This is a genomic window from Streptococcus cuniculipharyngis, from assembly GCF_007859195.1.
In the GTDB taxonomy this organism is placed as follows: domain Bacteria; phylum Bacillota; class Bacilli; order Lactobacillales; family Streptococcaceae; genus Streptococcus; species Streptococcus cuniculipharyngis.
Window position 1 is genome coordinate 399,936 of record NZ_VOHL01000001.1, and the last position, 23,904, is coordinate 423,839.

Annotated in this window: 25 protein-coding genes; 1 reads left to right on the forward strand and 24 read right to left on the reverse strand. The window is 43.5% G+C overall.

All coding sequences use genetic code 11. The features are described from left to right. Window positions 1-8: 8 nt before the first annotated feature. The 12 genes from pstB to FRX57_RS02015 form a co-directional block, all read right to left on the reverse strand. Complete coding sequence (pstB, locus tag FRX57_RS01960; RefSeq protein ID WP_146566099.1) at window positions 9-812, reverse strand: phosphate ABC transporter ATP-binding protein PstB; 804 nt, start codon at window positions 810-812, stop codon at window positions 9-11. A gap of 9 nt (window positions 813-821) precedes the next feature. Then, window positions 822-1,706, reverse strand: a complete 885-nt coding sequence (gene pstA, locus FRX57_RS01965) for a phosphate ABC transporter permease PstA (protein WP_146566101.1) — start codon at window positions 1,704-1,706, stop codon at window positions 822-824. After that, window positions 1,696-2,631: a phosphate ABC transporter permease subunit PstC gene (gene pstC, locus FRX57_RS01970; RefSeq protein ID WP_146566103.1), complete on the reverse strand. Its 936-nt coding sequence runs from the start codon at window positions 2,629-2,631 to the stop codon at window positions 1,696-1,698. The genes pstA and pstC overlap by 11 nt, the downstream gene beginning before the upstream one ends. A gap of 1 nt (window position 2,632) precedes the next feature. Beyond that, on the reverse strand, window positions 2,633-3,499 hold the full coding sequence (locus FRX57_RS01975; RefSeq protein WP_146566105.1) for a phosphate ABC transporter substrate-binding protein PstS family protein: 867 nt from the start codon (window positions 3,497-3,499) through the stop codon (window positions 2,633-2,635). Between the two features lie 11 nt (window positions 3,500-3,510). Further along, window positions 3,511-4,821 (reverse strand): RsmF rRNA methyltransferase first C-terminal domain-containing protein, encoded by a 1,311-nt coding sequence (locus FRX57_RS01980; protein ID WP_146566107.1) that lies wholly within the window; start codon window positions 4,819-4,821, stop codon window positions 3,511-3,513. A gap of 47 nt (window positions 4,822-4,868) precedes the next feature. Next, window positions 4,869-5,639: an inositol monophosphatase family protein gene (locus FRX57_RS01985; protein WP_146566109.1), complete on the reverse strand. Its 771-nt coding sequence runs from the start codon at window positions 5,637-5,639 to the stop codon at window positions 4,869-4,871. After that, complete coding sequence (locus tag FRX57_RS01990) at window positions 5,629-5,904, reverse strand: UPF0223 family protein (RefSeq protein ID WP_146566111.1); 276 nt, start codon at window positions 5,902-5,904, stop codon at window positions 5,629-5,631. The genes FRX57_RS01985 and FRX57_RS01990 overlap by 11 nt, the downstream gene beginning before the upstream one ends. Before the next feature lie 3 nt (window positions 5,905-5,907). After that, window positions 5,908-6,315: a Spx/MgsR family RNA polymerase-binding regulatory protein gene (locus FRX57_RS01995; RefSeq protein WP_146566113.1), complete on the reverse strand. Its 408-nt coding sequence runs from the start codon at window positions 6,313-6,315 to the stop codon at window positions 5,908-5,910. Between the two features lie 78 nt (window positions 6,316-6,393). Continuing rightward, entirely contained in the window at window positions 6,394-7,308 is a 915-nt protein-coding gene (locus tag FRX57_RS02000; RefSeq protein ID WP_146566115.1) for a bifunctional riboflavin kinase/FAD synthetase, read from the reverse strand. After that, on the reverse strand, window positions 7,305-8,189 hold the full coding sequence (truB, locus tag FRX57_RS02005) for a tRNA pseudouridine(55) synthase TruB (RefSeq protein WP_146566117.1): 885 nt from the start codon (window positions 8,187-8,189) through the stop codon (window positions 7,305-7,307). Before truB ends, FRX57_RS02000 begins: the two co-directional genes overlap by 4 nt. 58 nt (window positions 8,190-8,247) lie before the next feature. Then, complete coding sequence (locus FRX57_RS02010) at window positions 8,248-9,489, reverse strand: DUF2130 domain-containing protein (RefSeq protein WP_146566119.1); 1,242 nt, start codon at window positions 9,487-9,489, stop codon at window positions 8,248-8,250. Then, the gene (locus FRX57_RS02015) at window positions 9,489-10,457 is read right to left on the reverse strand and encodes an aromatic acid exporter family protein (protein WP_146566121.1); all 969 of its coding nucleotides are present in this window, start codon (window positions 10,455-10,457) and stop codon (window positions 9,489-9,491) included. The genes FRX57_RS02010 and FRX57_RS02015 overlap by 1 nt, the downstream gene beginning before the upstream one ends. A gap of 119 nt (window positions 10,458-10,576) precedes the next feature. Here FRX57_RS02015 and FRX57_RS02020 point away from each other — a divergent pair, with 119 nt between their 5' ends. Then, entirely contained in the window at window positions 10,577-11,203 is a 627-nt protein-coding gene (locus FRX57_RS02020) for a Pr6Pr family membrane protein (RefSeq protein WP_146566123.1), read from the forward strand. Between the two features lie 109 nt (window positions 11,204-11,312). Here the strand turns inward: FRX57_RS02020 and alaS are convergent, their stop codons facing one another. The 12 genes from alaS to FRX57_RS02080 form a co-directional block, all read right to left on the reverse strand. Next, window positions 11,313-13,931: an alanine--tRNA ligase gene (gene alaS / locus FRX57_RS02025; RefSeq protein WP_146566124.1), complete on the reverse strand. Its 2,619-nt coding sequence runs from the start codon at window positions 13,929-13,931 to the stop codon at window positions 11,313-11,315. 16 nt (window positions 13,932-13,947) lie between these two features. Next, window positions 13,948-14,433: an LURP-one-related/scramblase family protein gene (locus FRX57_RS02030; protein ID WP_146566126.1), complete on the reverse strand. Its 486-nt coding sequence runs from the start codon at window positions 14,431-14,433 to the stop codon at window positions 13,948-13,950. 247 nt (window positions 14,434-14,680) lie between these two features. Next, complete coding sequence (gene prsA, locus FRX57_RS02035; RefSeq protein WP_146566128.1) at window positions 14,681-15,706, reverse strand: peptidylprolyl isomerase PrsA; 1,026 nt, start codon at window positions 15,704-15,706, stop codon at window positions 14,681-14,683. Window positions 15,707-15,764: 58 nt separating this feature from the next. Next, window positions 15,765-16,472 carry an O-methyltransferase gene (locus FRX57_RS02040; RefSeq protein ID WP_146566130.1) on the reverse strand — a complete coding sequence of 236 codons (708 nt, stop codon included), beginning with the start codon at window positions 16,470-16,472 and terminating at the stop codon, window positions 15,765-15,767. A gap of 94 nt (window positions 16,473-16,566) precedes the next feature. Beyond that, window positions 16,567-17,184 carry an HAD-IA family hydrolase gene (locus tag FRX57_RS02045; protein WP_146566132.1) on the reverse strand — a complete coding sequence of 206 codons (618 nt, stop codon included), beginning with the start codon at window positions 17,182-17,184 and terminating at the stop codon, window positions 16,567-16,569. Then, the gene (locus FRX57_RS02050) at window positions 17,181-17,699 is read right to left on the reverse strand and encodes a GNAT family N-acetyltransferase (RefSeq protein ID WP_146566134.1); all 519 of its coding nucleotides are present in this window, start codon (window positions 17,697-17,699) and stop codon (window positions 17,181-17,183) included. The genes FRX57_RS02045 and FRX57_RS02050 overlap by 4 nt, the downstream gene beginning before the upstream one ends. 157 nt (window positions 17,700-17,856) lie before the next feature. Beyond that, window positions 17,857-18,924 (reverse strand): ABC transporter substrate-binding protein, encoded by a 1,068-nt coding sequence (locus FRX57_RS02055; RefSeq protein WP_146566136.1) that lies wholly within the window; start codon window positions 18,922-18,924, stop codon window positions 17,857-17,859. Continuing rightward, entirely contained in the window at window positions 18,917-19,693 is a 777-nt protein-coding gene (locus tag FRX57_RS02060) for an ABC transporter permease (RefSeq protein WP_146566138.1), read from the reverse strand. Before FRX57_RS02060 ends, FRX57_RS02055 begins: the two co-directional genes overlap by 8 nt. Beyond that, complete coding sequence (locus tag FRX57_RS02065; RefSeq protein ID WP_146566140.1) at window positions 19,690-20,484, reverse strand: ABC transporter permease; 795 nt, start codon at window positions 20,482-20,484, stop codon at window positions 19,690-19,692. The genes FRX57_RS02060 and FRX57_RS02065 overlap by 4 nt, the downstream gene beginning before the upstream one ends. Further along, entirely contained in the window at window positions 20,468-21,622 is a 1,155-nt protein-coding gene (locus FRX57_RS02070) for an ABC transporter ATP-binding protein (protein ID WP_146566142.1), read from the reverse strand. Before FRX57_RS02070 ends, FRX57_RS02065 begins: the two co-directional genes overlap by 17 nt. A gap of 14 nt (window positions 21,623-21,636) precedes the next feature. Further along, window positions 21,637-22,566, reverse strand: a complete 930-nt coding sequence (murB, locus tag FRX57_RS02075; RefSeq protein WP_146566144.1) for a UDP-N-acetylmuramate dehydrogenase — start codon at window positions 22,564-22,566, stop codon at window positions 21,637-21,639. Window positions 22,567-22,650: 84 nt separating this feature from the next. Further along, entirely contained in the window at window positions 22,651-23,904 is a 1,254-nt protein-coding gene (locus FRX57_RS02080) for a bifunctional folylpolyglutamate synthase/dihydrofolate synthase (RefSeq protein ID WP_146566695.1), read from the reverse strand.

Genomic DNA, 23,904 nt, shown 5'->3' on the forward strand with positions numbered 1-23,904 from the left:
TTCCCTTTCTAACCAAAGCGTCCTGACACATAGTCATTGGTTGACTGACAACTAGCATTTTGGAAAATCTTCTTGGTTTGATCGTACTCAATCAAATCGCCATTGTAGAAAAAGGCGGTATAATCACTTGAGCGAGCAGCCTGTTGCATATTATGGGTCACAATGATAATCGTGTAATCTTTTTTCAACTCCAACATGGTCTCTTCCACCTGCATGGTTGAAATCGGATCAAGGGCACTGGCTGGTTCATCCATTAAGAGAATATCAGGCTTGACTGCGATAGCACGAGCAATGCAAAGCCGTTGCTGCTGACCACCAGATAAGGCAAGGGCTGACTTGTGCAAATCATCTTTGACCTGGTCCCAAAGGGCCGCTTGTTTAAGTGAGGTTTCAACCAGTTCATCCAAGAATGCCTTGTCCTTGACCCCAGCCCGCTCATGAGCGAAGGTGATATTGCGATAAATGGACTTGGCAAAAGGATTAGGTCGCTGGAAAACCATCCCAATCTGCTTTCTCATCTCATAAACATTGATTTCTGGTCGGTTAACATCCAAACCTTCATACCAAATTTCACCAGTTACCCGAGCAATATCAATGGTGTCGTTCATTCGATTCAAACTACGCAAAAAGGTGGATTTTCCTGAACCTGATGGACCAATCAAAGCAGTAATTTTATGTTTTTCAAACTGCATATCAACCCCTTTGATGGATTCCTTTTGACCGTAAAAGACATGTAAATCCTTGGTCTCCAAAGCCAACTTATCCTGGTCAAAGGTAATGATATGCTTTTCATTCCAGTTATATTCTACCATGATTCTCCTTTATTGCGATGTCAATTTAGCATGGATTTTCCGACCCAAGTAACGTGCCGAAAAATTAAAGATAAGGATAAAGAACAAGAGAATAGCCGCACTACCCGCAGAAACCTGGATAGCATCTGGCAAGAGCCCTTCTCCATTAACCTTCCAAATATGAACAGCCAAGGTCTCCGCCTGACGGAAGATGGAAATAGGGCTTGATACACTCAGTGGATTCCAATTTGACCAGTCAAGGGCTGGTGCCGATTGACCCGCAGTGTAAATCAAGGCTGCCGCTTCCCCAAAAATACGACCGCTAGCAAGGACAATCCCTGTAATAATCCCTGGCAAGGCTTCTGGTACAACCACGTGAATAATGGTTTCCCAGCGAGATAGACCCAAGGCCAAGCCTGCTTCACGTTGGGTGTGATGGACCGCTTTTAAGCTTTCTTCAACATTGCGGGTCATCATTGGTAAGTTAAAAATCGTCAAAGCCATGGCACCAGAAAGGATAGAAAACCCATACCCCATCTGAACAACAAAGACTAAAAAACCAAAGAGGCCCACTACTACAGATGGTAAAGAACTCAAAATCTCAATGGCATTGCGTACCAAAAGCGTTACCGGCCCCTTCTTAGCATACTCAGATAGATAAATACCTGCTCCCAAAGACAGGGGAAAAGAAATCAGCAAGGTCACCACTAAGAGAAAAATACTATTGTAAAGCTGAATCCCGATACCACCTCCGGCTTTATAGGCACTAGACTGTCCAAAAACAAAGGACCATGATAGGTGCGATACCCCACGAAAGAGAATATAGCCAATCAGGCTGACCAAGATAAGCAAGACAAATCCTGAAATGCCATAGAGGACACCTGTGGCCACCTTATCAATTTTTTTAGCGTACATAGTTTTTCTTACCTTTCGGACGTGTAATCAATTTAATCATCGAATTAAAGAAGAGACTCATCAATAAAAGAATCAATGCCAGACTCCAAAGAGCATCATTACGTACTGTTCCCATAACCGTATTTCCAATACCCATGGTCAACACTGAGGTTAGGGTTGAGGCTGGCGTGATGAGACTGGTTGGCATCAGCGCTGCATTTCCAACGACCATTTGAATGGCTAAAGCTTCACCAAAGGCACGGGCCATCCCAAAGACAATGGCAGTTAGAATACCTGGCTTAGCAGCCTGTAAAATCACACGGGAGATGGTTTGCCAACGGGTAGCGCCTAAGGCTAAACTTGCTTCCTTGTAATGACGTGGCACAGCCTTCAGAGAATCTACTGTCATTGAGGTCACCGTTGGTAAAATCATGACAAAGAGAACAAAAACCCCTGACAGGATACCAAATCCTGAACCGCCAAAAACAGAGCGGACAGCCGGCACCACTACCGTTAATCCGATAAATCCATAAACAACAGAAGGGATCCCCACCAGCAACTCGATAGCTGGTTGCATAATTTTAGAGCCTCGTTTAGGAGAAATTTCCGTCATAAATAAAGCGACACCAATGGCAAAAGGAGTTGCCAAGAGGGCTGATAAAAAGGTTACCAAGAAAGATCCTACAATCATGGGTAAGGCCCCTAATACAGGTAAACCGTTGGCATCAGTTTGTGACGGATTCCAGTTTGTGCCAAACAAGAAGGAAAACAGATTAACCCCATCAACAAAGAAGGTTGACAGACCTTTTTGTGCCACAAATAACAAAATTAAAGCGACTACAAAGACAATCAGCACCAAACATAGGAAGGTAATTGTCTTACCAAATTTTTCCAACTTAGAATTTTTGGAAGTTGATAATAAACGTTTTGAAATATCGTTAGCCATCTTATTTCTCCGTTACGACACCATTGGCGTCTTTTTTGACCGTCATATCCTTAATTGAGATATAACCCATTTCCTTGATGACCGTATTTTGGACATCATCACTCATCATGTAGTCAAGAAACTCTTGGGCTAAAGCGCTAGGTTTGCCCTTGGTATACATGTGTTCATAAGACCAGATAGGCCATTTATTGGTTTGGACATTTTCTGCCGTTGGAGCATAACCATTGAGCTTTAAGGTCTTAACCGTATCATCTGTGTAAGAAAAGGCTAGGTAGGAAATTGCTCCAGGTGTTTGCGAAACAATGCTCCGCACCATTCCGTTTGAATCCTGTTCCTGGGCCTTCTTGGGCTGACTGTCTCCCATAATCGAACTATCAAATGAAGCACGACTACCTGATCCCGAAGCTCTGTTGATTACTGTAATAACCAGGTCTTGACCGCCTAATTCCTTCCAGTTTTTAACCTCACCTGTAAAGATTTTCCGTAACTCCTCTACGCTGAGATTATCTACCTTGACCTTTCGGTTAACAATGGGAACAACACCCACAACGGCAACCTGATGGTCAACCAAGGCTGAAGCATCAATTCCTGATTTTTCTTCAGCAAACAAATCACTGTTCCCAATCTCCACAGCCCCTGACTGAACCTGCGACAAGCCTGTCCCTGAGCCACCCCCTTGAACATTGATGTATTTTCCAATATTCTGTTTAGAAAATTCATCAGCAACTGCCTCAACGAGAGGTTGAAGAGCTGTAGAACCAACAGCTGTTGTCGATTCGCCCTTATCAATCCAGCTGGCACAGCCAGCCAAGCCGAAACTAGCCAAAACCACTGTGCCTAGCATCGCTAATTTTATCTGTTTTTTCATCTTTCTTTCCTTTATGAGTGAAATCGTAATCCCTTGGGATAATAATTCTTAATCACCTTACCCACAATCTTGGCAAAGCCCAAACCATTGCCATCAACCAAAATTTGATACCAACCAGTCTCCCTATCTTCTTCCAAATTGATCGTTTCGCCCGCTACATAACGCCTAAAAGCATCGTCATCAAGATCAATACTTTGTTTGACTTCATCAGCCGTTAAGGCCAAACCCAGAGCAAAGGAGGGTTCAAAGCGATTTTTCTTGAAGGTTCCTAAGTGGAGCCCATTGCGGGCTATCTTTAGTTTAGACAAATCCGGTAAATCTTCTGGCAAAAGATAAAGTTGATCACCAAAGACTTGCAAAATACCAGATAAGCTTACCTTGAGGTAACTCTTAGCAAAGGTCTGCCAATCTTCTAATTGACTCTTGCTGATGTTAGACCTGGCTGGACGATAATTAGACTCCTCTGGCGACCGTCTGTCTTGAAAATGAGCAACAAACTGTCCCTCCCCGGCAAAATGATGGGGATACATCCTAGCCGTCTGTGGCTGATTAAGACCCGACACCATACCATTTATTTTGGGAATATTTAACAACTCTAAGTTATCATACTCTTGTAATAGCCAGTCAACAACATCCTCATTTTCTTCCGGTGCCCAAGTGCATGTTGAATAAACCAAACGTCCGCCAGGAGCCAACATGTCCAGGGCTGGTTTTAAAATAGACTTTTGTAAGGCTGCACATTCTTTTGGGTAGTCGATTGACCAATACTGGCTAGCCTCAGGGTCCTTACGAAACATGCCTTCGCCCGAACAGGGACCATCAAACACAATCAAGTCAAAATACCCTGGGAAAACCTTAGCCAATCGCTCGGGCCTTTCATTCAAAACCACCACATTTCGGGCACCGAAGCGCTCAATATTTTCAGCCAAAATTTGGCTACGCTTACTAGAAATGTCATTGCTCACCAAAACCCCTGTATTTTGAAGGTAAGATAAGAGATGGGTACTTTTTCCACCCGGAGCTGCTGCTAAATCCAAAACACGCGTGCCCTGACTGGGTTGAGCCACTTGTCCCACCATCTGGGCTGCTGGTTCTTGTGAATAAACCAAGCCTGTCACATGTTCCTTAGACCTCCCTGATACCTTGCCATAATAACCCCAAGGAGTCTCAGGAATGGGATTTTCAAAAGACTGCTGAGCTTTCTTTAAGGGATTAGACCGAAAACCAGCCACAGGTTTCTCCGTAAAAGTTGCAAGAAAGTTCTCAGCTTCAGCCCCTAAAAGCTGCTTATATTTAGTCGTGAATTCTTTAGGTAGTGTCATAAGTCTATTATACTATACTCCCAACTAATCTGGCAATATATCTGACATTAGATTGTTACCCCTTTCAAGTAACTCAACACCTCAGTCAACTTAGCCTTTGGAATAAACATGACCTGTTGTCTTGTCTTAAAGTCAGGTTCTTGACCGTCCAAGGTCAGAAGGCAATAACCCAAGCCTTCCCCCATAATTTTGGCCGCCATATAATCCCACACCTGAATCCTTGAAAAATAGCCCAGCAGTTGCCCACTTAAGACCTTACTCATGCTAATACCGGCGCCACCATACATCCTAATACCCAGACATTGATCCAATAGCTGACGCACACCTCCTGTATTTTGTGCGTACATACGACTATTACAAGCAAACAGGCTCTGTGCTAGCTGACGCTCTTGATAGACTGGAAGGGGCTCCTTGTTACAAACAACCGCAAATTGGCCACCACCACTATAAAGTTTGTCAGCCATAACCTGATAAATCAAACCAAACTGACCGACACCATCTTCCAAGTAAGCCATCATGATGCAAAAATCATCTTGCAAGACAATAAAATTGACCGTACCATCAATAGGATCCAAAACCCAGACCCTACCATCTTTGATGTCATGTGTGACCCCATTTTCTTCAGCTAAGATGGCATCATCTGGGTATCTTGCTTTGATGCCGGCAATCAAAAAATCCTGGGTCTCTCGATCCATATTGGTGACCAAGTCACCAAAACCAGATTTTTCCTCAATATCTAAGTCTGAGGTCATTCTGCCTTTGATAAATTGCCCTGCCTCTCTGATGAGTTGGCAGGCAAAATGATACTTATTTTCCAAGTGACAACCATCCTTTCCCCAACTCCTTGGCTTTTTTTACCGCTTGATAGGTTGAATAGCCACTGAGCTTTTCAAACTCACGGTCCAATTGCTTTTCTTGAGCCTTGCCTGGAACAATCTGTTTAAAATGATCATAGGCGACCAAAAGCTCAGTAGTGTCCACACGGGTCTCATAAGCCGCTTCAATTTTACTGAAAAAATGAAGCACTGATGTTATCTCGTCAGTGCTCCAGGATAAATCAATCGGATAAGTGTAATTTTTCATAGGTTAACCTTCTCCTATTTCTGCTCTAATCGTCGCCTGTCTCAGCTCATGCTTACGATAATCTCTTGATAAAAAGGCTCGAATTTCGTCTTCATTAAAGCCAATCTGCATCCGTTTGCTATCCATAATAATCGGTCGTCGTAACAAACTTGGATTTTCTGAAATCAAGGTCATTAATTCTGTAATGGACATTTCTTCCACATCAATGTTTAACCGCTGAAAAATCTTAGAGCGTGTGGAAATGATATCTTCAGTGCCATTTTCGGTCAAAGCCAAAATTCCCATTAACTCTTCACGACTTAATGGGTTGGTCATAATATTATGCTCCACAAAGGGAAGCCCATGTTTGATTAACCAAGCCCTCGCCTTGCGACAGCTTGTACAACTAGGAGATAAAAATAAGGTAATCATACAATGCACTCCATAAACTTTCCAGCATTAAAAATCTCTTTTTTTCATTATATCAAATTATCACCCTATTTTCTAGCGTTACTTCCAATTTTTGGCAATTTTTTGGTCTTTTTTTAATTGCAAAACGAGTTGATTAATTTCGGAAAATTTCTCCATTTCTCTGATCTTATCTAGCCAAAAAATGTCAATTTTTTCCCCGTAGATATCTCCAGTAAAATCAAACAGATGAGATTCAATCCTCAGTTCTGTTCCACCGAAAGTGACATTTTTACCAATACTGGTCATGGCCCGATAATCTTGCTGTCCTACCCTAACCTTAGTGACATAAACACCCTCTGCAGGCAGATGGACCCGATCCAACAAAGCGAGATTGGCTGTGGGAAACCCTAACAATCTCCCTCTGGCGTCGCCATGAACAACTAGCCCAGTAATTGAGAGGTCATATCCCAATAACTGGTTGACCTCCTTCACCTTACCTTCTTTTAATAGGGCTCGAATTCGAGTAGAGCTAATTTTTTCATCACCTTGTTTGACCTCTTCAACAATTCGTACTGGCACAGATAAGGCTTGAGCCAAATAAGCACCATCCTTACCATCATGGCCAAACTTATAGTCAAAGCCAACAACCACTGCAAGGGGGGCAATACGGCCAATATAGTCTGTTAAAAATTCAGCCGCTGTCAGTTGGGCAAAAGAGCTGGTAAAATCTAGCAAATAAAGCTCATCGACGCCATAGGCGGCAAATCTTTCATAACGCTTTTCTGGAGAACTAATATGTAACAATAGTTCTGGACTAAATTTCTGAAAAGCCAGCTGAGGACTTTCAGGAAAGGTTAAAACCAATACCTTGCCACCCGCTTGATTTGCTATGTTTTTAGCCTCTCTCAACAGAGCCTGATGCCCCAAGTGAAGCCCATCAAAATAACCGAGGACTAAAACAACATCCTGATTGGTTTTTATATCCTTGTAATCTTTAAGTTTTTTTATGTTCATGTTTCAAATACTTTACGTGGTTTATAAAGAGCTAATCGTTTTTCTAAAATCGCAATCAATCGACCTTGATAGAAAGCAGCCACTAATTGGCCGTGATCAGGCAAACGAATTGACCGGCCATAAGCTAGTTCAACCTTGTCCTCAGCACTAATCTCAACGCGAGATAGCTCCTTAACCCCATATTCCACTGGCAAAAGGAAACTGAAATCTCCTTGAACAAGCTTGGTCTTAATCTCATCTAAGGTCAGGGCTGTCTCTAGAGTTAAACCTGCAGAGGCTGTGCGAACAAGGGCAGACATATGACTAGGGTAGCCTAAAGCTCGGCCCAAGTCAACTGCCAAGGTGCGGACATAGGTCCCCTTGCTACAAGCGACACGGAAATTAAAACGACAAAGGCCATCGCTGACTAGCAAGTCACTGGTCCGCTCAAAGCTGGTAATTTTGACCTGACGACGAGGCCGTTCAACACTTTCTCCAGCCCGAGCGTAGTCATATAGCTTGCGTCCATTGACCTTAACAGCCGAATACATGGGCGGAATCTGGGTAATCTCACCCACAAAAGTCGCCATGGCTTGGTCCACTTGGACTTGAGTTAAATCTGCTGCCACCGGTTTCACCTCGATGGTTTGGCCGCTAGCATCCTCTGTCGTCGTGGCATAGCCCAAGGTAATCTCTCCCTCATAGACCTTGCCACTATCGGTCATGTATTCAATCACTCGGGTCGCCTTGCCTACTGCAATCGGTAAGACACCAACCACATCAGGATCCAAAGTTCCACCGTGACCGATTTTCTTTTCCTGCAATAATCGACGCAATTTAAAAACGGCATCATGGCTGGTCATGCCAGCTTCTTTTTTCAAATTGATAATTCCATTTACCATACCTGCTATTATATCACAAAAGCAAAAGAAGGCAAAAAATCCCTTCCTGCCTTCTCTTCTATGATGATTTAAGCTCCTCAAACTTGGCCTTCATGGTCGGATTTTTTCGGGTCAATTTTTGAACGGACACATCATCCAACTTATTATTGGCCAGACGTAGTTGATTCTCACTGGTGGTCAGGGCTGCTTTGACCGCTTCCATGCGTTTAATGGCCTTGTCAATCTCATCAATGGCCTTTTGGAAATTTTTGCTGGCACTTTGGTAATTTTTAGCAAAGGCTGTCTTAAAGGTTTCCAAGTCCTCTTCAAAATGAGTGATGTCAATATTTTGTTCTCGAATAAGGGCCAATTCCTGCTTATATTTAAGACTATTCATGGCAGCATTGCGGAGAATACCAATCAGCTGAATGAAAAATTGGGGTCTGACCACATACATCTTGTCATAGCGGTGACTGACATCAACAATACCTGTATTATAATAATCATTATCAGCTTCCAGCATGGTTACCAGCACAGCATATTCACATTTTTTCTCTCGCCGGTCCTTATCCAATTCCTTGAAAAAATCTTCATTTTTATGCTTGGTTTTGGTCGTATCAGCCTCATTTTTCATCTCAAACATAATGGAAATCAGCTCCACACCATGCTCATCAAGCTCACGGTAGATATAATCGCCCTTAGACCCTCGCTCAGAAAGCTGGTTATCCTTTTCAAAATAGGCATTGGGAAAGGCCAACTGCCGCACCTTGTTAAACTCGGTTTCGGCATAACGCTCCAAACTTTCACCGATTTCTTTGGTCGATTGTTGAGCCTTAAAGTTTTTATAGAATTCCACCTGCTCATTGGCAGCCTTTAGCTGATTTTCAAAATCCTGCCGCAGAGCCACCAATGACAGATCATTTTCCTTTTCCTGCAAGAGAAGCTGATTTTGCAACTCATCTCGCTCCTTTTCCAAGCCCGCCACAGCTGCTTTTAAGCTAGCCTGATTTTCTAAACTCAACTTATCTAGTTGATGATGTAACTGTTGGATCTCATCCTTTTTTGCCATCAAGGCCTCTTGGTTTTTCTCACGTTCTTGAGCCACTTGCTTTTCTAAGGCCAGTCTTAAATCAGCCAGTTCTTGATTTTTACTGGTCATGGCTGCTTGTAGTTGGTACTTGGCCTCTTCTGCCAGATGGGCTCTCTCCCTCGCAATCTCGTCTTCCAAAACATTGCTTCGCACTTGCTCTAACAAATGATGATAGTCATTTTCGTTGACTGTAAATGCCGTTTGACAATGGGGACAAATAAGCTGATTCATTAGATTCCTTCTTCCTCTTGATAGTGTTGATAGAAATTGACCTTTAACTGAATAAAACGTTCAAGGTCATTTAGGAGTTGAAAGAGCAGGGCTCTAGTCTCAAACTCCTGACGCGTTTGTGGTAAGGCTCTTTGACGAAAAAAGTCTCGACGCTGCTCAATCTCTGTCAATAAGCCTTGGGCAGGATTAGTTTGACTTAGTTCCTGGGCAGTTTGTCGAAATAACTGAGCTAAAACCCGACTTTCTTGGCTAGCCTGATAACAGCGGTTAACCTGACCTGCCATCTGTCGCAAGAGCTGAGCCTGACTCTCCCGCATGCTAAAATAATGCAACTGATAATGATGAGCCTGCTGAAATAATTGATTGCGCTCTTCTAGGATAGCCACTTCCTGAGCCTGGGCCAATAGCCGGTCTAGGTCATCAATCATTTGTGCTTGGTTTCGCCCATCTCCACTGTCTAAAAAAACACTAAAGCGTCCTAAAATAGCCCGTAAACTCTCCTCTACCCTTTGATGGTAATCATCAAGTTGTCCCTGGTAAGACGGCATATAGGCATTAACCAAAAGAGCAAAGCCTGTTCCCAATAAAAACAAGCTCAATTCATTCGTTAGCCACTCCCAAGCAATACTGGTTTCTCCATAAAGATGACTCACTAAAACCGTACTCGGGGCAATACCGGTCGCCAAATGCCATCTATGAGCCAAAGGAACATAACTAATCAAATAGAGTCCCAAAACCCAGAGGTGATAGCCAAAAATAGCAAAAAGTATGCTAGCAATTAAAAAAGCCAAGACTACTGCAAGTAACCGTTGATTGGCTATTTTCAGCGATGAACGCCGAGTATCCATCACATTTAACAGGGCTATAATACCTGCCGAACTAGCATAGGACAACCCTAGCTGATTAGCAAAATAGATGGCTAAACTAAAAGCCAAGGCTAGCTTAATTGTCCGTTGCCAAATAGGCATAATCCTCTCCTTTTGTTATAATAATATTATTGTATCATATCCTGAGCCATCTGGCTTGAAATTTAAGGATTAAGTGAGATATAATAAGTATTTAATCTTATCCACAGAAAGGAATTTTTATGTCTAAAAGACTTGTTTACTGGGCCCTCATCGCCAGCCTAGGCATCTTTGGAGTCAGCCTACAGATTGCTGAAGATGGCTGGGGCATGTTACTCTACTATACTGTCTTGTCCAACATGTTAGTACTTAGCTTCCTCATTTTTCTCTGCCTTAACGAAAAAGAGAATCCTCTTAACCAAGATAAGCAACTACTTCGTATCAAGGGCGGCGTTACTATGGCCATTACCATTACTTTCGTTATCTACCATTTTCTTTTAGCTCCCTTGGCCAAACCAGAAGACTTCTGGAATGTGCGTAATTTCTTAGTCCATTATATTGTTCCCATCGCTTTAATCTTGGATACTCTATTAATAGACACTAGAAAAGTCTACCGCTGGTCCGACCCCTTCAGTTGGAGCCTAACGCCTCTTTTTTATAGCCTTTTTGCCATATTCAATGGACTGGTTACCAAGTTACCCGTTCCCGGTGCAACCGATAGTCCTTTCCCTTATTTCTTCATCAATGTTGGTAAATATGGCTGGCCTACCGTTCTACAAAATTCATTGGGCATTTTTATCGGCTATGTCCTTGTCGGCTACCTGCTCGTCATCAGCAAGTATTTCTTGGGAAAAAAGCAGAGCAACTAAGCCTACTCTCACTAACTCTTAGCTAGTCGGCTGAGAGTTTTTCTCTTGCCCTAAAAAATTGAAGTGGATTTTTAGAAAATCCACTTCAAACCTGATGTAAGAGACTAGCTTATAATTGATCAGCCACACTAGCCAATAATTGCTCAATAGCAGAACTGTCTGTTCCACCTGCCATAGCCATGTCTGGCTTACCGCCACCACGACCTGATACGATTGGCGCCAAAACTTTAATCAGATTACCAGCATGAACCTGGTCAGTCTTGCTAGCCACCAAGACATTGACCTTATCGCCAATAGCAGCCACTAAGACAAGAACATCAGAATAGTCCTTTTGCTTCCAATTATCGGCAAAAGTACGAAGAGCTCCTGCATCTGAAACGGCCACTTGACTAGCAATGTAAGAGATACCATTGACTTCTTGAACATTCTTAAAGACATCACCTGCTTGAGCCGCAGCTGCTTTTTCTTTCAGCTCTGCATTTTCCTTTTGCAAGTCACGAACCTGCTCTTGTAGGCTAGCCACCTTGTTAGGAACGTCCTTGATTTGTGGCGATTTGATAGTTGTTGCCACCGCCTTCAAGCTATCTTCTTGTTCACGGTAGGCAAGAAAGGCCTCTCGGCTAGTCACTGCTAGGATACGGCGAGTGCCAGAGCCGATTCCTTCTTCTTTGACAATCTTGAAGACACCAATTTCAGCCGTATTGCCAACATGGGTACCACCACAAAGCTCAACAGAATAATCACCAATGGTCACCACACGAACGTCCTTACCATATTTCTCGCCAAAGAGAGCCATGGCACCCATCGCTTTAGCCCTGTCAATATCTGTTTCAACCGTCCTTACTGGAATAGCATTCCAGATCTGCTCATTGACTTCTTCCTCAATACGACGAAGTTCTTCGGCCGTTACCGCCTCAAAGTGGGTAAAGTCAAAGCGTAGGAATTCCACTTCATTCAGTGAGCCAGCCTGAGTCGCATGCTCACCAATGACATGATGAAGGGCTGCATGGAGTAAGTGAGTTGCAGTATGGTTTTTCATGACCCGATGACGGCGTGTTTTGTCAATGTCAAGGACATACTCTGTCCCCACAGCCAGACTAGCCAAGACTTCTACCGTATGAAGTGCCTGACCATTTGGCGCTTTCTGGGTGTCAATAACCTTGGCCAGCACATCGCCTTGATTGTTTTTAATCCAACCATGGTCAGCGACCTGACCACCCATTTCAGCATAGAATGGTGTTTGTTCAAAGACCAGTAGGGCTTGACCTTCTGAAACCATTTCTGTCCGCTCATTATCGGCAACAATGACAGACAACTGACTGGTCAATGTTTCTGCCCCATAAACAAAGCGTGATGGCTCAACAATACCTGCCAAGGTTTCATTTTGCATGCCCATGGAGCCACCCTTGACCACACTAGCACGCGCACGATCTTGCTGCTCTTTCATGGCTGCCTTGAAACCGTCATGGTCAATGCTAAAGCCTGCATCTTCAGCCAATTCTTCGGTCAATTCAACTGGGAAACCATAAGTGTCATAGAGTTTGAAAATATCTTTACCATCCAGTTGGCTTTGCCCTTTTTCCTTGAGTTCAGCCAAGAGTTGCTCCAAGTGGACGGAACCAGAATCAATGGTGCGAGCAAAAGTTTCCTCCTCACGTTTGATGATTTTTTCAATAAAATCATGCTTAGCCAAGACTTCTGGATAATAACTTTCCATAATCTGACCGACAATGACAACCAGCTTATACAAGAAAGGCTCGGTAATTCCTAGACGACGGCCGTGCATGACTGACCGACGAAGCAGACGGCGTAGGACATAACCACGTCCCTCATTGCCTGGCAGTGCCCCATCACCGATGGCAAAAGCCAACGAACGAATGTGGTCTGCGATGACCTTGAAACTCATGTTGTCGCCATCTTGGTCGTAGGTTTTGCCTGAAATTTGCTCAACTTCACGGATGATTGGCATGAAAAGGTCTGTTTCAAAGTTGGTTTTAGCCCCTTGGACAATAGAAACCAAGCGCTCCAAACCTGCCCCCGTATCAATGTTTTTAGTTGGCAATTCCTTGTACTCACTGCGTGGCACACTTGGGTCAGCGTTAAATTGTGACAGAACGACATTCCAAATCTCAATATAACGGTCATTTTCAATATCTTCTTCCAAAAGGCGAATGCCGATATTTTCTGGGTCAAAGTCTGGGCCACGGTCAAAAAAGATTTCCGTATCAGGACCTGATGGGCCTGCCCCAATTTCCCAGAAATTATCCTCCAAAGGAATCAAGTGACTTGGGTCAACCCCCAACTCAATCCAACGATTATAAGAATCCTTGTCATCTGGATAGTAGGTCATGTAAAGCTTATCCAGCGGGAAATCAAACCAGTCTGGGCTAGTCAAAAGCTCAAAAGCAAAGCCAATAGCCTCATCACGGAAATAATCCCCAATTGAGAAGTTCCCCAACATCTCAAACATGGTATGGTGACGAGCTGTCTTACCAACATTTTCAATGTCATTGGTACGGATAGACTTTTGGGCATTGGTGATGCGTGGGTTATCCGGAATCACTGTCCCATCAAAATATTTCTTCAAGGTTGCCACGCCAGAATTAATCCAGAGCAAAGTAGGGTCGTTGACTGGCACCAGATTGGCTGATGGCTCAACGGCATGTCCTTTTGAGGCAAAATAGTCCAACCACATTTGGCGAACTTGTGCAGATGTCATGTATTTCATTAGATTATTTCTCCTTTTAAGCTTTGCGACTTATTTGACTGTCTTTCACATATTCAATGGCGATGACCAAGGCAAGTACTAGACTACTGTACTGGTCGTCATGGACCTTAACACGGTAGCTATGTGTCATCTTGAACCATTCTTGTTTCACTTTGGCAATTTCCTGACCATATTTGGTCAAGGTAAAGTTCATGGCTAACAAGTCACCCTTGACCTTTAGTCCCAGACCTGCCACTTCATAACGAGCCCGCCACCAACTCAATTTCTTTTCCAACAAAAATCTCTGCCCATTAGCCAGTTCAATGGTAAAGCGAGGTAGAAAAGACAATAAATGGTTCTTTACCCGAGCTACGGGGCGATTAGCCAAATCAAGCAAGGTAAATTCCTTAGCCCATTTGAAGAAAGAGCCCTTTACTTGATAACAAGCCTGCCCTCGGTCATCCGTGACATAAAAATCATCCGTCCAGGACCAAAACTTTTCCTTGAGATAAAAGGTCTTCATCAGGTCACCTCCCTATACAAAAAACGACAAGAACACTAAACGAGGGGCGAAAAACCGCGGTACCACCCTCATTCAATGACCTTGTCATTCTCATTAACTATGTGATAAATCCAGACACAAGTAGCATGATTTCTCCCTTGCATGGCTCGCAACAACCGCCACTTTTCTGGGCCAAGATAGATAAAATCAATTCTTGATATGACTATTATACAGGCTTAAGACCTTTTCGTCAATTGGTAACTGTCAATTATTGGGCTGAAGAACTTGATTCCGCCTCGCTTGAGCTACTGTCTGAAGACTCTGAGGCCGAACTTTCTGAACTTGCCTCCGTTGAAGCCGCACTTGAGCTACTGTCTGATGTTTGCACAGTGCTTGATGAACTGTCTGACAAGGCAAATTGTGATAGGATACCAGCAAAAGCTTGATCCTTAACCTTCACATTAGCTTTTTGCAAGGCTTCTGTAATAATTTTCTTTTGTAGACTGCCATCAGCTGTTTGCTCTGCCAAAATAATTTTCTTCAACTGGTCTTTGTAAGTTTTCCAATCAGCTGCTTTTTCAGTCTTCTTGGTTACCTTAACAATATAGTAGTTCGTTGTGTAGGTTGCATTATCCAAAACGGTCAAGACCTCAGAAATGCTGTCCACTCCTAGACCGAAGGCTGCATTTTTCACATCTGCAGGTAGATTAGTGCTAGCAGAATCAAAGCTATAATCCACTGTTGAATCTGTTGAATTTTCTTTAGCAATGGCTGCAAAGTCCGCTCCTTCTGCTCTGACTTGTTCTAAGACTGATTTAGCCTTTGCTTCATCAGATAATTTGATAATCTGAGCAGATACTTCTGGCGTGTAACTATCATAAGCCTTTTTATAATTTTCATCAGTCAAGGCTTTCTCAGCTTCCTTGTTGACCGCGTATTCAATCAATTTTTGCAGACGAATGGTTTGCTTATAAGAATCTGTAGTCATTCCTGCCGCTGTCAAGGCTTGTGAGAAAGAGGCCCCATAGCTTTCTGCTGTTTTATTATAGGCTTCAGTAACTTCTTTATCAGAAACCTTATCCCCATATTGGGCTTCAAAAACACGTGAAAGGACCAATGTCAACATTGATTGTTGGGCAGCAGTACTCGTTTTGACTTGTTCATAAAAATCAGACACGGTAATCGTATCACCTTTCATGGTCACTACCGATGTATTTTCTTTACTGTTTGAGCAGGCTGCCAAGGTGGCCACTGATAGCAGGGTTACTAAACCTGCGGCAAATTTTTTCTTCATATTTTTACTCCTTTTACTCTTAACCTGTATTAGTATATCATTTTTTCTTAAATTCTGCTTAATCTGTCAACTTGACCTCAGCAACATTTTTACGTAACAACAAGAGACCATCCCCCAAAGGCAAAAGACTAGCGGTCAAATCAGGATTGTCCAAGGTGGCATCAAAAAGGGCTTGCAGGCCACGGTAGATGGTCCGTTGGCCACGACGAACTTCCTCAATCGGCTTAGCCACATCACCCCCTTGAAAGACATCATCAAGGACAATCAAGCCACCAACTGAAACTCGTTTCAGTACCTCTGGCAGAAAGACAATGTACTTTGACTTGGCCGAGTCCATAAAGACCAAATCATAGGTGTCCTCTAAGTTTGCCAGCAGGTCAACCGCGTCTCCTTCCAGCAGGGTAATTTGCCGGCGGCTATCATATTTGGCGAAATTTTCCTTGGCCAAACCAATCATCTCAGGATTGCGGTCAATGGTGGTAATCTGACTGTTGGGGGCATATTCTGCCATCAAAAGGGCTGAAAAACCAATGGCCGTGCCAATTTCCAAGATTTTTTGGGGCTGTAAGGTCTGCATCAGTACCCTAAAATAAGCCACTGTTTCATGTGGAATAATGGGGATATTTTCTGCCTTGGCAAAATCAGCCAAAAGCTTTAAATGGCCTTGGTTATCAGCCTGTCGCTGACGCATCAAGGTAACAATGTCTTCTTTGACAACAGGACGACGCATGTTGTGATTTGCATTTTTACTATATGATTCAACCATAAGTCCTATTATAACAAAATTTAAGTGAAAAAGGAGAGAAAACTGCTCTCCTACTTAGTTATTCGTGAATGAAACAGGAAAACTGCTCTTTAGGCTAACTATTTTGAAATAAATTGGCCAAATCAGCCAAACTTTCAATCTTCTGATTAACATCATCCGTTGGCAGATTAAGATTGATGCTCCGAATACCTGCCTGCTTTGCCACCTGAACATCAATCAACCGGTCACCAATGTAATAAGTACTCGCCTTGTCCAAGCCATACTTATCCAACAGGTAATTAATAGCTGCTGGATGAGGTTTACGCTCAAAACCGTTGGCCGCTGTCACCACTTCAACAAAATCACTAGCAATGCCGAGATTATCCAAAACCTGCTGGGTCGTCTTGCCCTTGTGGGTGTAGATAAAATTTCTAATGCCCTTATCTTTGGTAAATTGCAGAGCCTCTCGCACATGGGGCAGGAGAACAATGCGGTCATCTCGTTTTTCCTGCTCTCGTGTAAAAAATTCTCGTAGGTCTTGTCCGTCCAAACCATAATCTGCCACTAGCTGGTCGAATAAATGCCCTGTTGAAGTCGTCAAAATAGTCTGGCGAATGCTCTCCGCCTCAAAAGGCAACTGATAATGGTCATAAAGCACCGCCATGGCCTCCATAATAGCCTCGTAGGAGTCAACCAAAGTGCCATCAAAATCCCAAATAAAATTTGTTGTCATTTCTTTACCTCCAAATCAATCCAGTAGCGTGCAAAGTCTTGTCCCTCGTGGTTGATGATATTTTCCAAGACCCCACCTGCCCGCTCAATGGTACGACGACTGGGTTCATTAGCTTGTAAAGCAACGATGAGAACTCGCCCTATCCCCCTTTCACGGTATCTATCTAGGGCAAAGGCCAAAAGTTCCGTCATGAGACCTCGACCACGAAAATCTTTTCTAGTCGCATAACCGATATGACCGCCGATACTGGACAACATCCCTTTTAACTCCCAGCGGCAAGAAATCTTGGCCACTATCTCACCGTCCAAAAAGTAATAATAGGTGGTTGACCGTGCCCAGTCAGGATCATCCGTCTCATCTTCAAAACGGTGAGATTTTTCCACAAAAGCTGGAAAATCATTGACCTTCTTGGTTTCAATAAAGGGATTGCCAGCAGCCTTTTCAGCCAACATCATGGCTTGAAACCGTTCAAAAGCCACTTGGTCTGCCAGCTCAATCCGCCTAATGTCTTTCATATCCACTCTCCCTTTTCTTTAGCTCCATTATACCATATCTCTCACTTAATAAATGAAGTAAATGAATTTCGTCTGAACAAGTAAGGATTACTGAAAGTAGGTTAGTTTACTGGTACAAGTGATAACAAAAAAGGCCAGGGGCCTTTTTCTACTGTTTTTATTTCCGATACATCTTGACCTGCAAGTAAAGGTCATTGTAGACACCTAACCAATATTGGCCGAGGTTGTTATAGACTTCCAAATTCTTCATGGTTGCATCTGTTGGATAGAAGGCTTCATCGCTCGTAATCTCTTCGGGTAAGAGGGCTTTAGCCTTAGTATTTGGGGTGGCATAGCCGATGTATTCCGCATTCTGAGCAGCATTTTCAGGTCGGAGCATAAAGTTGATAAAGGCATAGGCCTCCTTCTCATGTTTGACCGTTTTAGGGATGACCAAATTATCAAACCAGAGATTAGAGCCCTCACTAGGCACCACATAACGCAGGTCTTCATTGTTATCCAACATTTCACTGGCTTCACCTGAGAAGGTTACCCCAATGGCTGCGTCCCCTTGAATCATGTATTTTTTAAGCTCGTCCCCGACAATAGCCTTGACATTTGGGGTTAGCTGGGTCAATTTTTCCTTGGCTTCTTGGAGCTGGGTCATGTCTCTACTATTAAGACTATAGCCCAGACTATTGAGACCAAAGCCCATGACCTCACGCGCCCCATCAACCAAGAGAATGTCATTAGCATACGATTTATCCCAAAGGTCTGACCAATGCTGCGGAGCCTGTTTAACTTTTTTTTCATTATAGACAATACCGACCGTTCCCCAAAAATAAGGAATGGAGTAATCATTGTTAGGGTCAAAAGACTTGCCAAGAAACTGAGAACCGATATTTTCCAAGCCCTTGATTTGAGCTTTATCCAACTTGACCAGCAAATCTTCCTTGGTCATCTTGTCAATCATATAATCGCTAGGAACTAAGATATCATAGGTCGTTCCCCCCTGTTTGACCTTGGTGTACATGGCCTCATTAGAATCAAAGGTCTCATACTGCACCTTAATCCCTGTTTCTTGGGTAAATTTAGTCAACAGCTCAGGGTCAATATAATCTCCCCAATTATAAATCACCAATTTATCACTACTTGCCCCCTCCTCTTGCTTCATGAGAAAAGACAGGCTAAACAAGATGGACACAATAGCCGTAATGCCAATCACAAAGGAATAGAGTTTACGCATGCTTGTCCTCCTTATCCTGGGAAATCATATAATAACCAATCACTAGCAAGATACTAAAGAGGAAAACAACCGTTGACAAGGCATTGATTTCCAAAGAAATACCTTTTCTTGCCCGTGAATAAATTTCTACCGATAGGGTAGAAAAACTATTGCCCGTCACAAAGAAGGTCACGGCAAAATCATCCAGTGAATAAGTAAAGGCCATAAAGTAGCCAACAATAATCCCAGGCGTCAAATAAGGCAACATGACCTCTCTGAGCATTTGAAAAGGCGTTGCCCCCAAATCATAAGCCGCATTGATCATATCATGATTCATTTCCTGTAGGCGCGGTAGGACCATCAACACCACAATGGGAATGGAGAAGGCCACATGGCTAAGTAGGACTGAAACCATGCCCAGTTGAAACCCTAGCACGGTGAACAAGATGAGAAAACTTGCCCCAATCATCACATCAGGTGCCACAATCAAAACATTGTTTAAAGAAAGCAACCCTGTCCGCCAACGACGATTAGCCTGATAAATAGCAATGGCCCCAAAGGTGCCAATGACCGTCGCCAATAAGCTAGAGAGGAAAGCCAGAAAAAAGGTCTCAACTAAAATCAGCATGAGCCGGCTATCACCAAAAAGAGTCTGATAATTCTCCAAGGTAAAGCCTGTAAACCGGTTCATATCCCCCCCTTGATTAAAGGAATAAACAATCAAATAGGCGATAGGCAGATAGAGAATGAGAAAGACAAGGGTCAAGTAGAGATTAGCAAATTTTTTCATTTTTGTCGCTCCTTTGTTACCAACATGACTGCCAGCATGGCAAGGATTAAAATCACACCAATGGTAGCCCCCATCCCCTTATTTTGTGTGGTCAAAAAATGCTGTTCAATAGCCGTTCCCAGAGTAATCACACGATTACCACCAATCAAACGCGTCAGCATAAAGAGACTGAGACTGGGAATAAAAACGGATTGAATCCCACTTCTAACCCCATTGAGGGATAAGGGGAAAATGACCTTAGTAAAGGTCTGCCAACCATTAGCACCCAAATCACGACTGGCATTGATGACATTAGGGTCAATATCATCTAGGGCATTAAAGACCGGCAAAATCATGAAAGGCAACTCAATGTAACTCGCCACAAAAATAAAAGAAAAATCAGTAAACAAAATCTGTTGCGGTCCGATACCAATCAAGGTGAGAAAGTTATTGATCCCCCCTTGCTGGCTAAAAATCCCCATAAAAGCATAGGCTTTCAAAAGGAGATTAATCCAGGTAGGCAAGACCACCAGCATGAGCCACAACTGCTTGTGCTTGAGTTGGGTCAGGAAAAAGGCTGTTGGATAACTAATCAAGAGCGTCAGTAAGGTAATAACACCAGCATAGATGACCGAATTGAGACTCATTTTCAAGTAGGTCCAACTGCTAAAGAAGGTTTGATAATTGACCAAACTCAGCCGACCCTCAATGTCAAAAAAAGACTGGTAAATGGTCAAGCCAACAGGTGCAATGATAAAGAGCAACAACCAAAGAAAGTAGGGAAGAGAAAAGAGATTAGTCGTTTTCTTCATTTCTCTCCTCCTCAATGGCATGAATCAGGCCATCTTCTACTTCCTCCACTTCCACATATTCTTCAATACGGGCATCAAATTCTTCCTCGGTTTCATTGAGACGCATAATATGGATGTCTTCTGGCGTAAAATCTAAACCGATAACCTCGCCCACAATAGCCTTTCTGGTTGAGTGAATCATCCATTCATTGCCAAAATCATCATAGGCAATTATCTCATAATGGACCCCACGAAAGAGCTGGGTATCGACTTTAACCTGTAGCTTGCCTTCTTCTGGCAGCGTAATTTGCAAGTCTTCTGGGCGAATAACCACCTCGACCGCTTCATTTGGTCGCATACCACCATCCACTGACTCAAAGCGTTTGCCATTGAACTCCACCAAATAATCCTCAATCATGGTTCCTGACAGGATATTAGACTCGCCAATAAAGGTGGCCACAAAGTGATTGATCGGCTCATCATAGATGTCCACTGGTGTCCCTGACTGGACAATTTCACCATCATTCATGACAAAAATCCAGTCACTCATGGCTAAGGCTTCTTCTTGGTCATGGGTGACAAAAACAAAGGTAATGCCCAACCGCTGCTGCAATTCTCGCAGTTCATACTGCATTTCCGTCCGCAATTTCAAATCCAGAGCTGACAGAGGCTCATCTAACAAGACCACCTTGGGCTGATTGATGATTGCCCTGGCAATGGCAACCCGCTGCCGCTGGCCACCCGATAATTTTTGAATTCGACGTTTTTCATAGCCAGCTAAACGCACCATCTTGAGGGCCTCTTCAACACGACGGTCAATTTCTGCCTTATCCACCTTTTTTAGTTTTAAGGGAAAGGCCACATTTTCAAAGACCGTCATGTGAGGGAAGAGGGCATAATTTTGAAAAACGGTATGGACATCTCGCTTGTTAATCGGAATGTCATTTATCCGTTTCCCATCAAGGAAAATATCTCCTGTTGTCGCATCCAAAAGCCCTGCAATAATGTTGAGAATGGTTGATTTTCCCGACCCTGAAGCTCCTAGCAGGGTATAAAATTTCCCTTCTTCCAACTCAAAATTGATATTTTTGAGCACACGAGTGCCACTGTCCTCAAATGTCTTGGTGACATTTTTAAATTCAATAATTGGTTTTGCCAACTCTCATAAATCTCCTAATTTTCTTCTAATGCTTTTGTTACCGTTTCACCAATAATCCGAACTTCTGGCTCCAAGGTAATACCAGAGTTTTCTTTGACCTTGTCAATGACATAGGCAATCAAGGCCTCATAATCAGCCGCCGTCCCTTGGTCAACATTGACCATAAAGCCGGCATGCTTAGTTGACACCTCTACACCACCAATCCGATGGCCTTTAAGACCGGCCTCCATAATCAACTGCCCTGCAAAATGACCTGCTGGCCGCTTAAAGACTGAGCCACACGAAGGATATTCCAAGGGTTGTTTCAATTCACGCAGGTGATTTAAGCGTGTCATCTCTTGACCAATTTGTTGGTAATCACCAGGTTTAAGGGCAAATTTTGCAGAAATCACCACCGCTCCAGTCTCCTGAATGGCTGAGCTACGATAACCAAACCGTAGGTCACGAGCCTCCAAGGTTTCAATCTCTCCCTCACGAGTCAAGACTTGAGCTGAAACCAAGACGTGGGCAATTTCTCCCCCATAGGCACCAGCATTCATAAAGACCGCCCCACCCACACTACCTGGGATACCGCAGGCAAATTCAAAACCTGTCAGACTATGATAAAGGGCTACCTTGGTCGTTTCAACCAACTTGGCCCCCGCTTCTGCCTCAAGGGTGTAGCCATTAACTGTGATACTGTTAAATTTGTCAAACATGATGACAAAACCTCGGATACCGCCTTCACGCACAATTAAATTACTGGCATTGCCCAAAACCAACCAGGGAATCCCCTCCCAATTAGCAAAGGTCACAATCTTGACCAATTCCATCTTATTTCGTGGAAAAACCAAGTAGTCAGCAGGGCCTCCTACCTTGGTATAAGTATAATTTTTCAAAGGCTCATTAAAACGCAGGTCAAGCCCTGCCAAAGCCTCTTTAATCTTCTCCATTAAGCTAGTCATTTCTATACAGTGTCCATTCTATCAATTTGGCCTAAGCCACCTTTTATTATATCAAAAAAGCCAGACTTTGACGATAGCTAGTCATCAATTTTCAGTCGCAAACAGGTACTGACGGACTTGAGAAATAAAGTAAAGCGAACCTGTCACCAGATATAACTGTCCCTCATCAAAAGTCATCTTTGCCAACCATGATTGGAAATTTTCCACCCGCTGATAAGTTGTTGGATAAGCCGCCAAAGGCAGGGCCTTAGGGTAGTCAAAACTGGTCACCGTCAGGCTAGCAAAGTCTGATAAGCTAGCTAGCATTTTCTCAACAGGTTTATTGGCAATAGCTGCAAACAGAATGTGTATCTGACGGTCTGCATAGTGACTTTTCAGCAAGTCAACCAAGACAGCCACACTCTCCTGATTATGGGCACCATCAAGCATGAGCTGGGGCCCTACGAGTTCCGTCCGCCCCGCCCATTGTGCCTGAGCCAAGGCCTGTCTGATGACGGTATCGGTCACCTTGGGATAGCTACTTTGTAAGAGTTGACCAGTAATTACTGCCAAACTCGCATTGGCCCTTTGGTGCTGACCTGGCATGGCCAAGGCAAGATTTGACAAACTCCCCTTGGGAGTGTTAAGGTCAAAGGTCTGCTCTTGATCAAGCACTTGAATGTCCCGTCCCAGTTCAAAAACTGGACTTTGGGTCTGCTCTGCTTTTTTCAAAAAGACCTGACGCACGTCCTCACGCTCGGTCGCAAAAATAAAGGGCTCACCAGCCTTCAAAACAGCTGCCTTTTCTGCCGCAATCTCTGCATAGGTCTGGCCCAAGATATCCTGATGGTCTAAGCCAATAGAAGGACAAACCACTGCCAAGGCTTGAAAAACATTGGTTGAATCATGACGACCACCCAAACCGGCCTCAATAATTGCCAAATCCACTGGATGATATTGACCAAAATAAAGGAACATGATTAGAGTAATAATTTCAAATTCAGTTGCCGGCTCATAAGCTGTTTCCCTGGGCAGACGCTCAACCACTGGTTTCACTCGCTCAACCAAGGTCAAGAGGTCCTCCTTGGCCATCATCTGCCCATTGAGACTGATTCGTTCCCGAAAGTCCATCAAGTAAGGTGAGGTAAAGGTCCCCACCTCATAACCTGCAAAACTAAACATTTCTTGCAGGTAATTGACCGTCGAGCCCTTGCCATTGGTCCCTACCACATGGATAGCCTTGAGTTTGTTTTGAGGGTTATCGAACTGGTTTAAGAGCCAGGTCATGCGTTCAATCCCCGGTTTCATGCCAAATTTCAACTGGTCATGAATCCAGGCCACCGCTTGGTCATAAGTCAT

Coding starts and splice junctions, on each gene's coding strand:
- pstB (WP_146566099.1), bottom strand. CDS start 812: ATGGTAGAATATAACTGGAATGAAAAGCATATCATTACCTTTGACCAG.
- pstA (WP_146566101.1), bottom strand. CDS start 1,706: ATGTACGCTAAAAAAATTGATAAGGTGGCCACAGGTGTCCTCTATGGC.
- pstC (WP_146566103.1), bottom strand. CDS start 2,631: ATGGCTAACGATATTTCAAAACGTTTATTATCAACTTCCAAAAATTCT.
- FRX57_RS01975 (WP_146566105.1), bottom strand. CDS start 3,499: ATGAAAAAACAGATAAAATTAGCGATGCTAGGCACAGTGGTTTTGGCT.
- FRX57_RS01980 (WP_146566107.1), bottom strand. CDS start 4,821: ATGACACTACCTAAAGAATTCACGACTAAATATAAGCAGCTTTTAGGG.
- FRX57_RS01990 (WP_146566111.1), bottom strand. CDS start 5,904: ATGAAAAATTACACTTATCCGATTGATTTATCCTGGAGCACTGACGAG.
- FRX57_RS01995 (WP_146566113.1), bottom strand. CDS start 6,315: ATGATTACCTTATTTTTATCTCCTAGTTGTACAAGCTGTCGCAAGGCG.
- FRX57_RS02000 (WP_146566115.1), bottom strand. CDS start 7,308: ATGAACATAAAAAAACTTAAAGATTACAAGGATATAAAAACCAATCAG.
- truB (WP_146566117.1), bottom strand. CDS start 8,189: ATGGTAAATGGAATTATCAATTTGAAAAAAGAAGCTGGCATGACCAGC.
- FRX57_RS02010 (WP_146566119.1), bottom strand. CDS start 9,489: ATGAATCAGCTTATTTGTCCCCATTGTCAAACGGCATTTACAGTCAAC.
- FRX57_RS02015 (WP_146566121.1), bottom strand. CDS start 10,457: ATGCCTATTTGGCAACGGACAATTAAGCTAGCCTTGGCTTTTAGTTTA.
- FRX57_RS02020 (WP_146566123.1), top strand. CDS start 10,577: ATGTCTAAAAGACTTGTTTACTGGGCCCTCATCGCCAGCCTAGGCATC.
- alaS (WP_146566124.1), bottom strand. CDS start 13,931: ATGAAATACATGACATCTGCACAAGTTCGCCAAATGTGGTTGGACTAT.
- FRX57_RS02030 (WP_146566126.1), bottom strand. CDS start 14,433: ATGAAGACCTTTTATCTCAAGGAAAAGTTTTGGTCCTGGACGGATGAT.
- prsA (WP_146566128.1), bottom strand. CDS start 15,706: ATGAAGAAAAAATTTGCCGCAGGTTTAGTAACCCTGCTATCAGTGGCC.
- FRX57_RS02040 (WP_146566130.1), bottom strand. CDS start 16,472: ATGGTTGAATCATATAGTAAAAATGCAAATCACAACATGCGTCGTCCT.
- FRX57_RS02045 (WP_146566132.1), bottom strand. CDS start 17,184: ATGACAACAAATTTTATTTGGGATTTTGATGGCACTTTGGTTGACTCC.
- FRX57_RS02050 (WP_146566134.1), bottom strand. CDS start 17,699: ATGAAAGACATTAGGCGGATTGAGCTGGCAGACCAAGTGGCTTTTGAA.
- FRX57_RS02055 (WP_146566136.1), bottom strand. CDS start 18,924: ATGCGTAAACTCTATTCCTTTGTGATTGGCATTACGGCTATTGTGTCC.
- FRX57_RS02060 (WP_146566138.1), bottom strand. CDS start 19,693: ATGAAAAAATTTGCTAATCTCTACTTGACCCTTGTCTTTCTCATTCTC.
- FRX57_RS02065 (WP_146566140.1), bottom strand. CDS start 20,484: ATGAAGAAAACGACTAATCTCTTTTCTCTTCCCTACTTTCTTTGGTTG.
- murB (WP_146566144.1), bottom strand. CDS start 22,566: ATGACTAGCTTAATGGAGAAGATTAAAGAGGCTTTGGCAGGGCTTGAC.
- FRX57_RS02080 (WP_146566695.1), bottom strand. CDS start 23,904: ATGACTTATGACCAAGCGGTGGCCTGGATTCATGACCAGTTGAAATTT.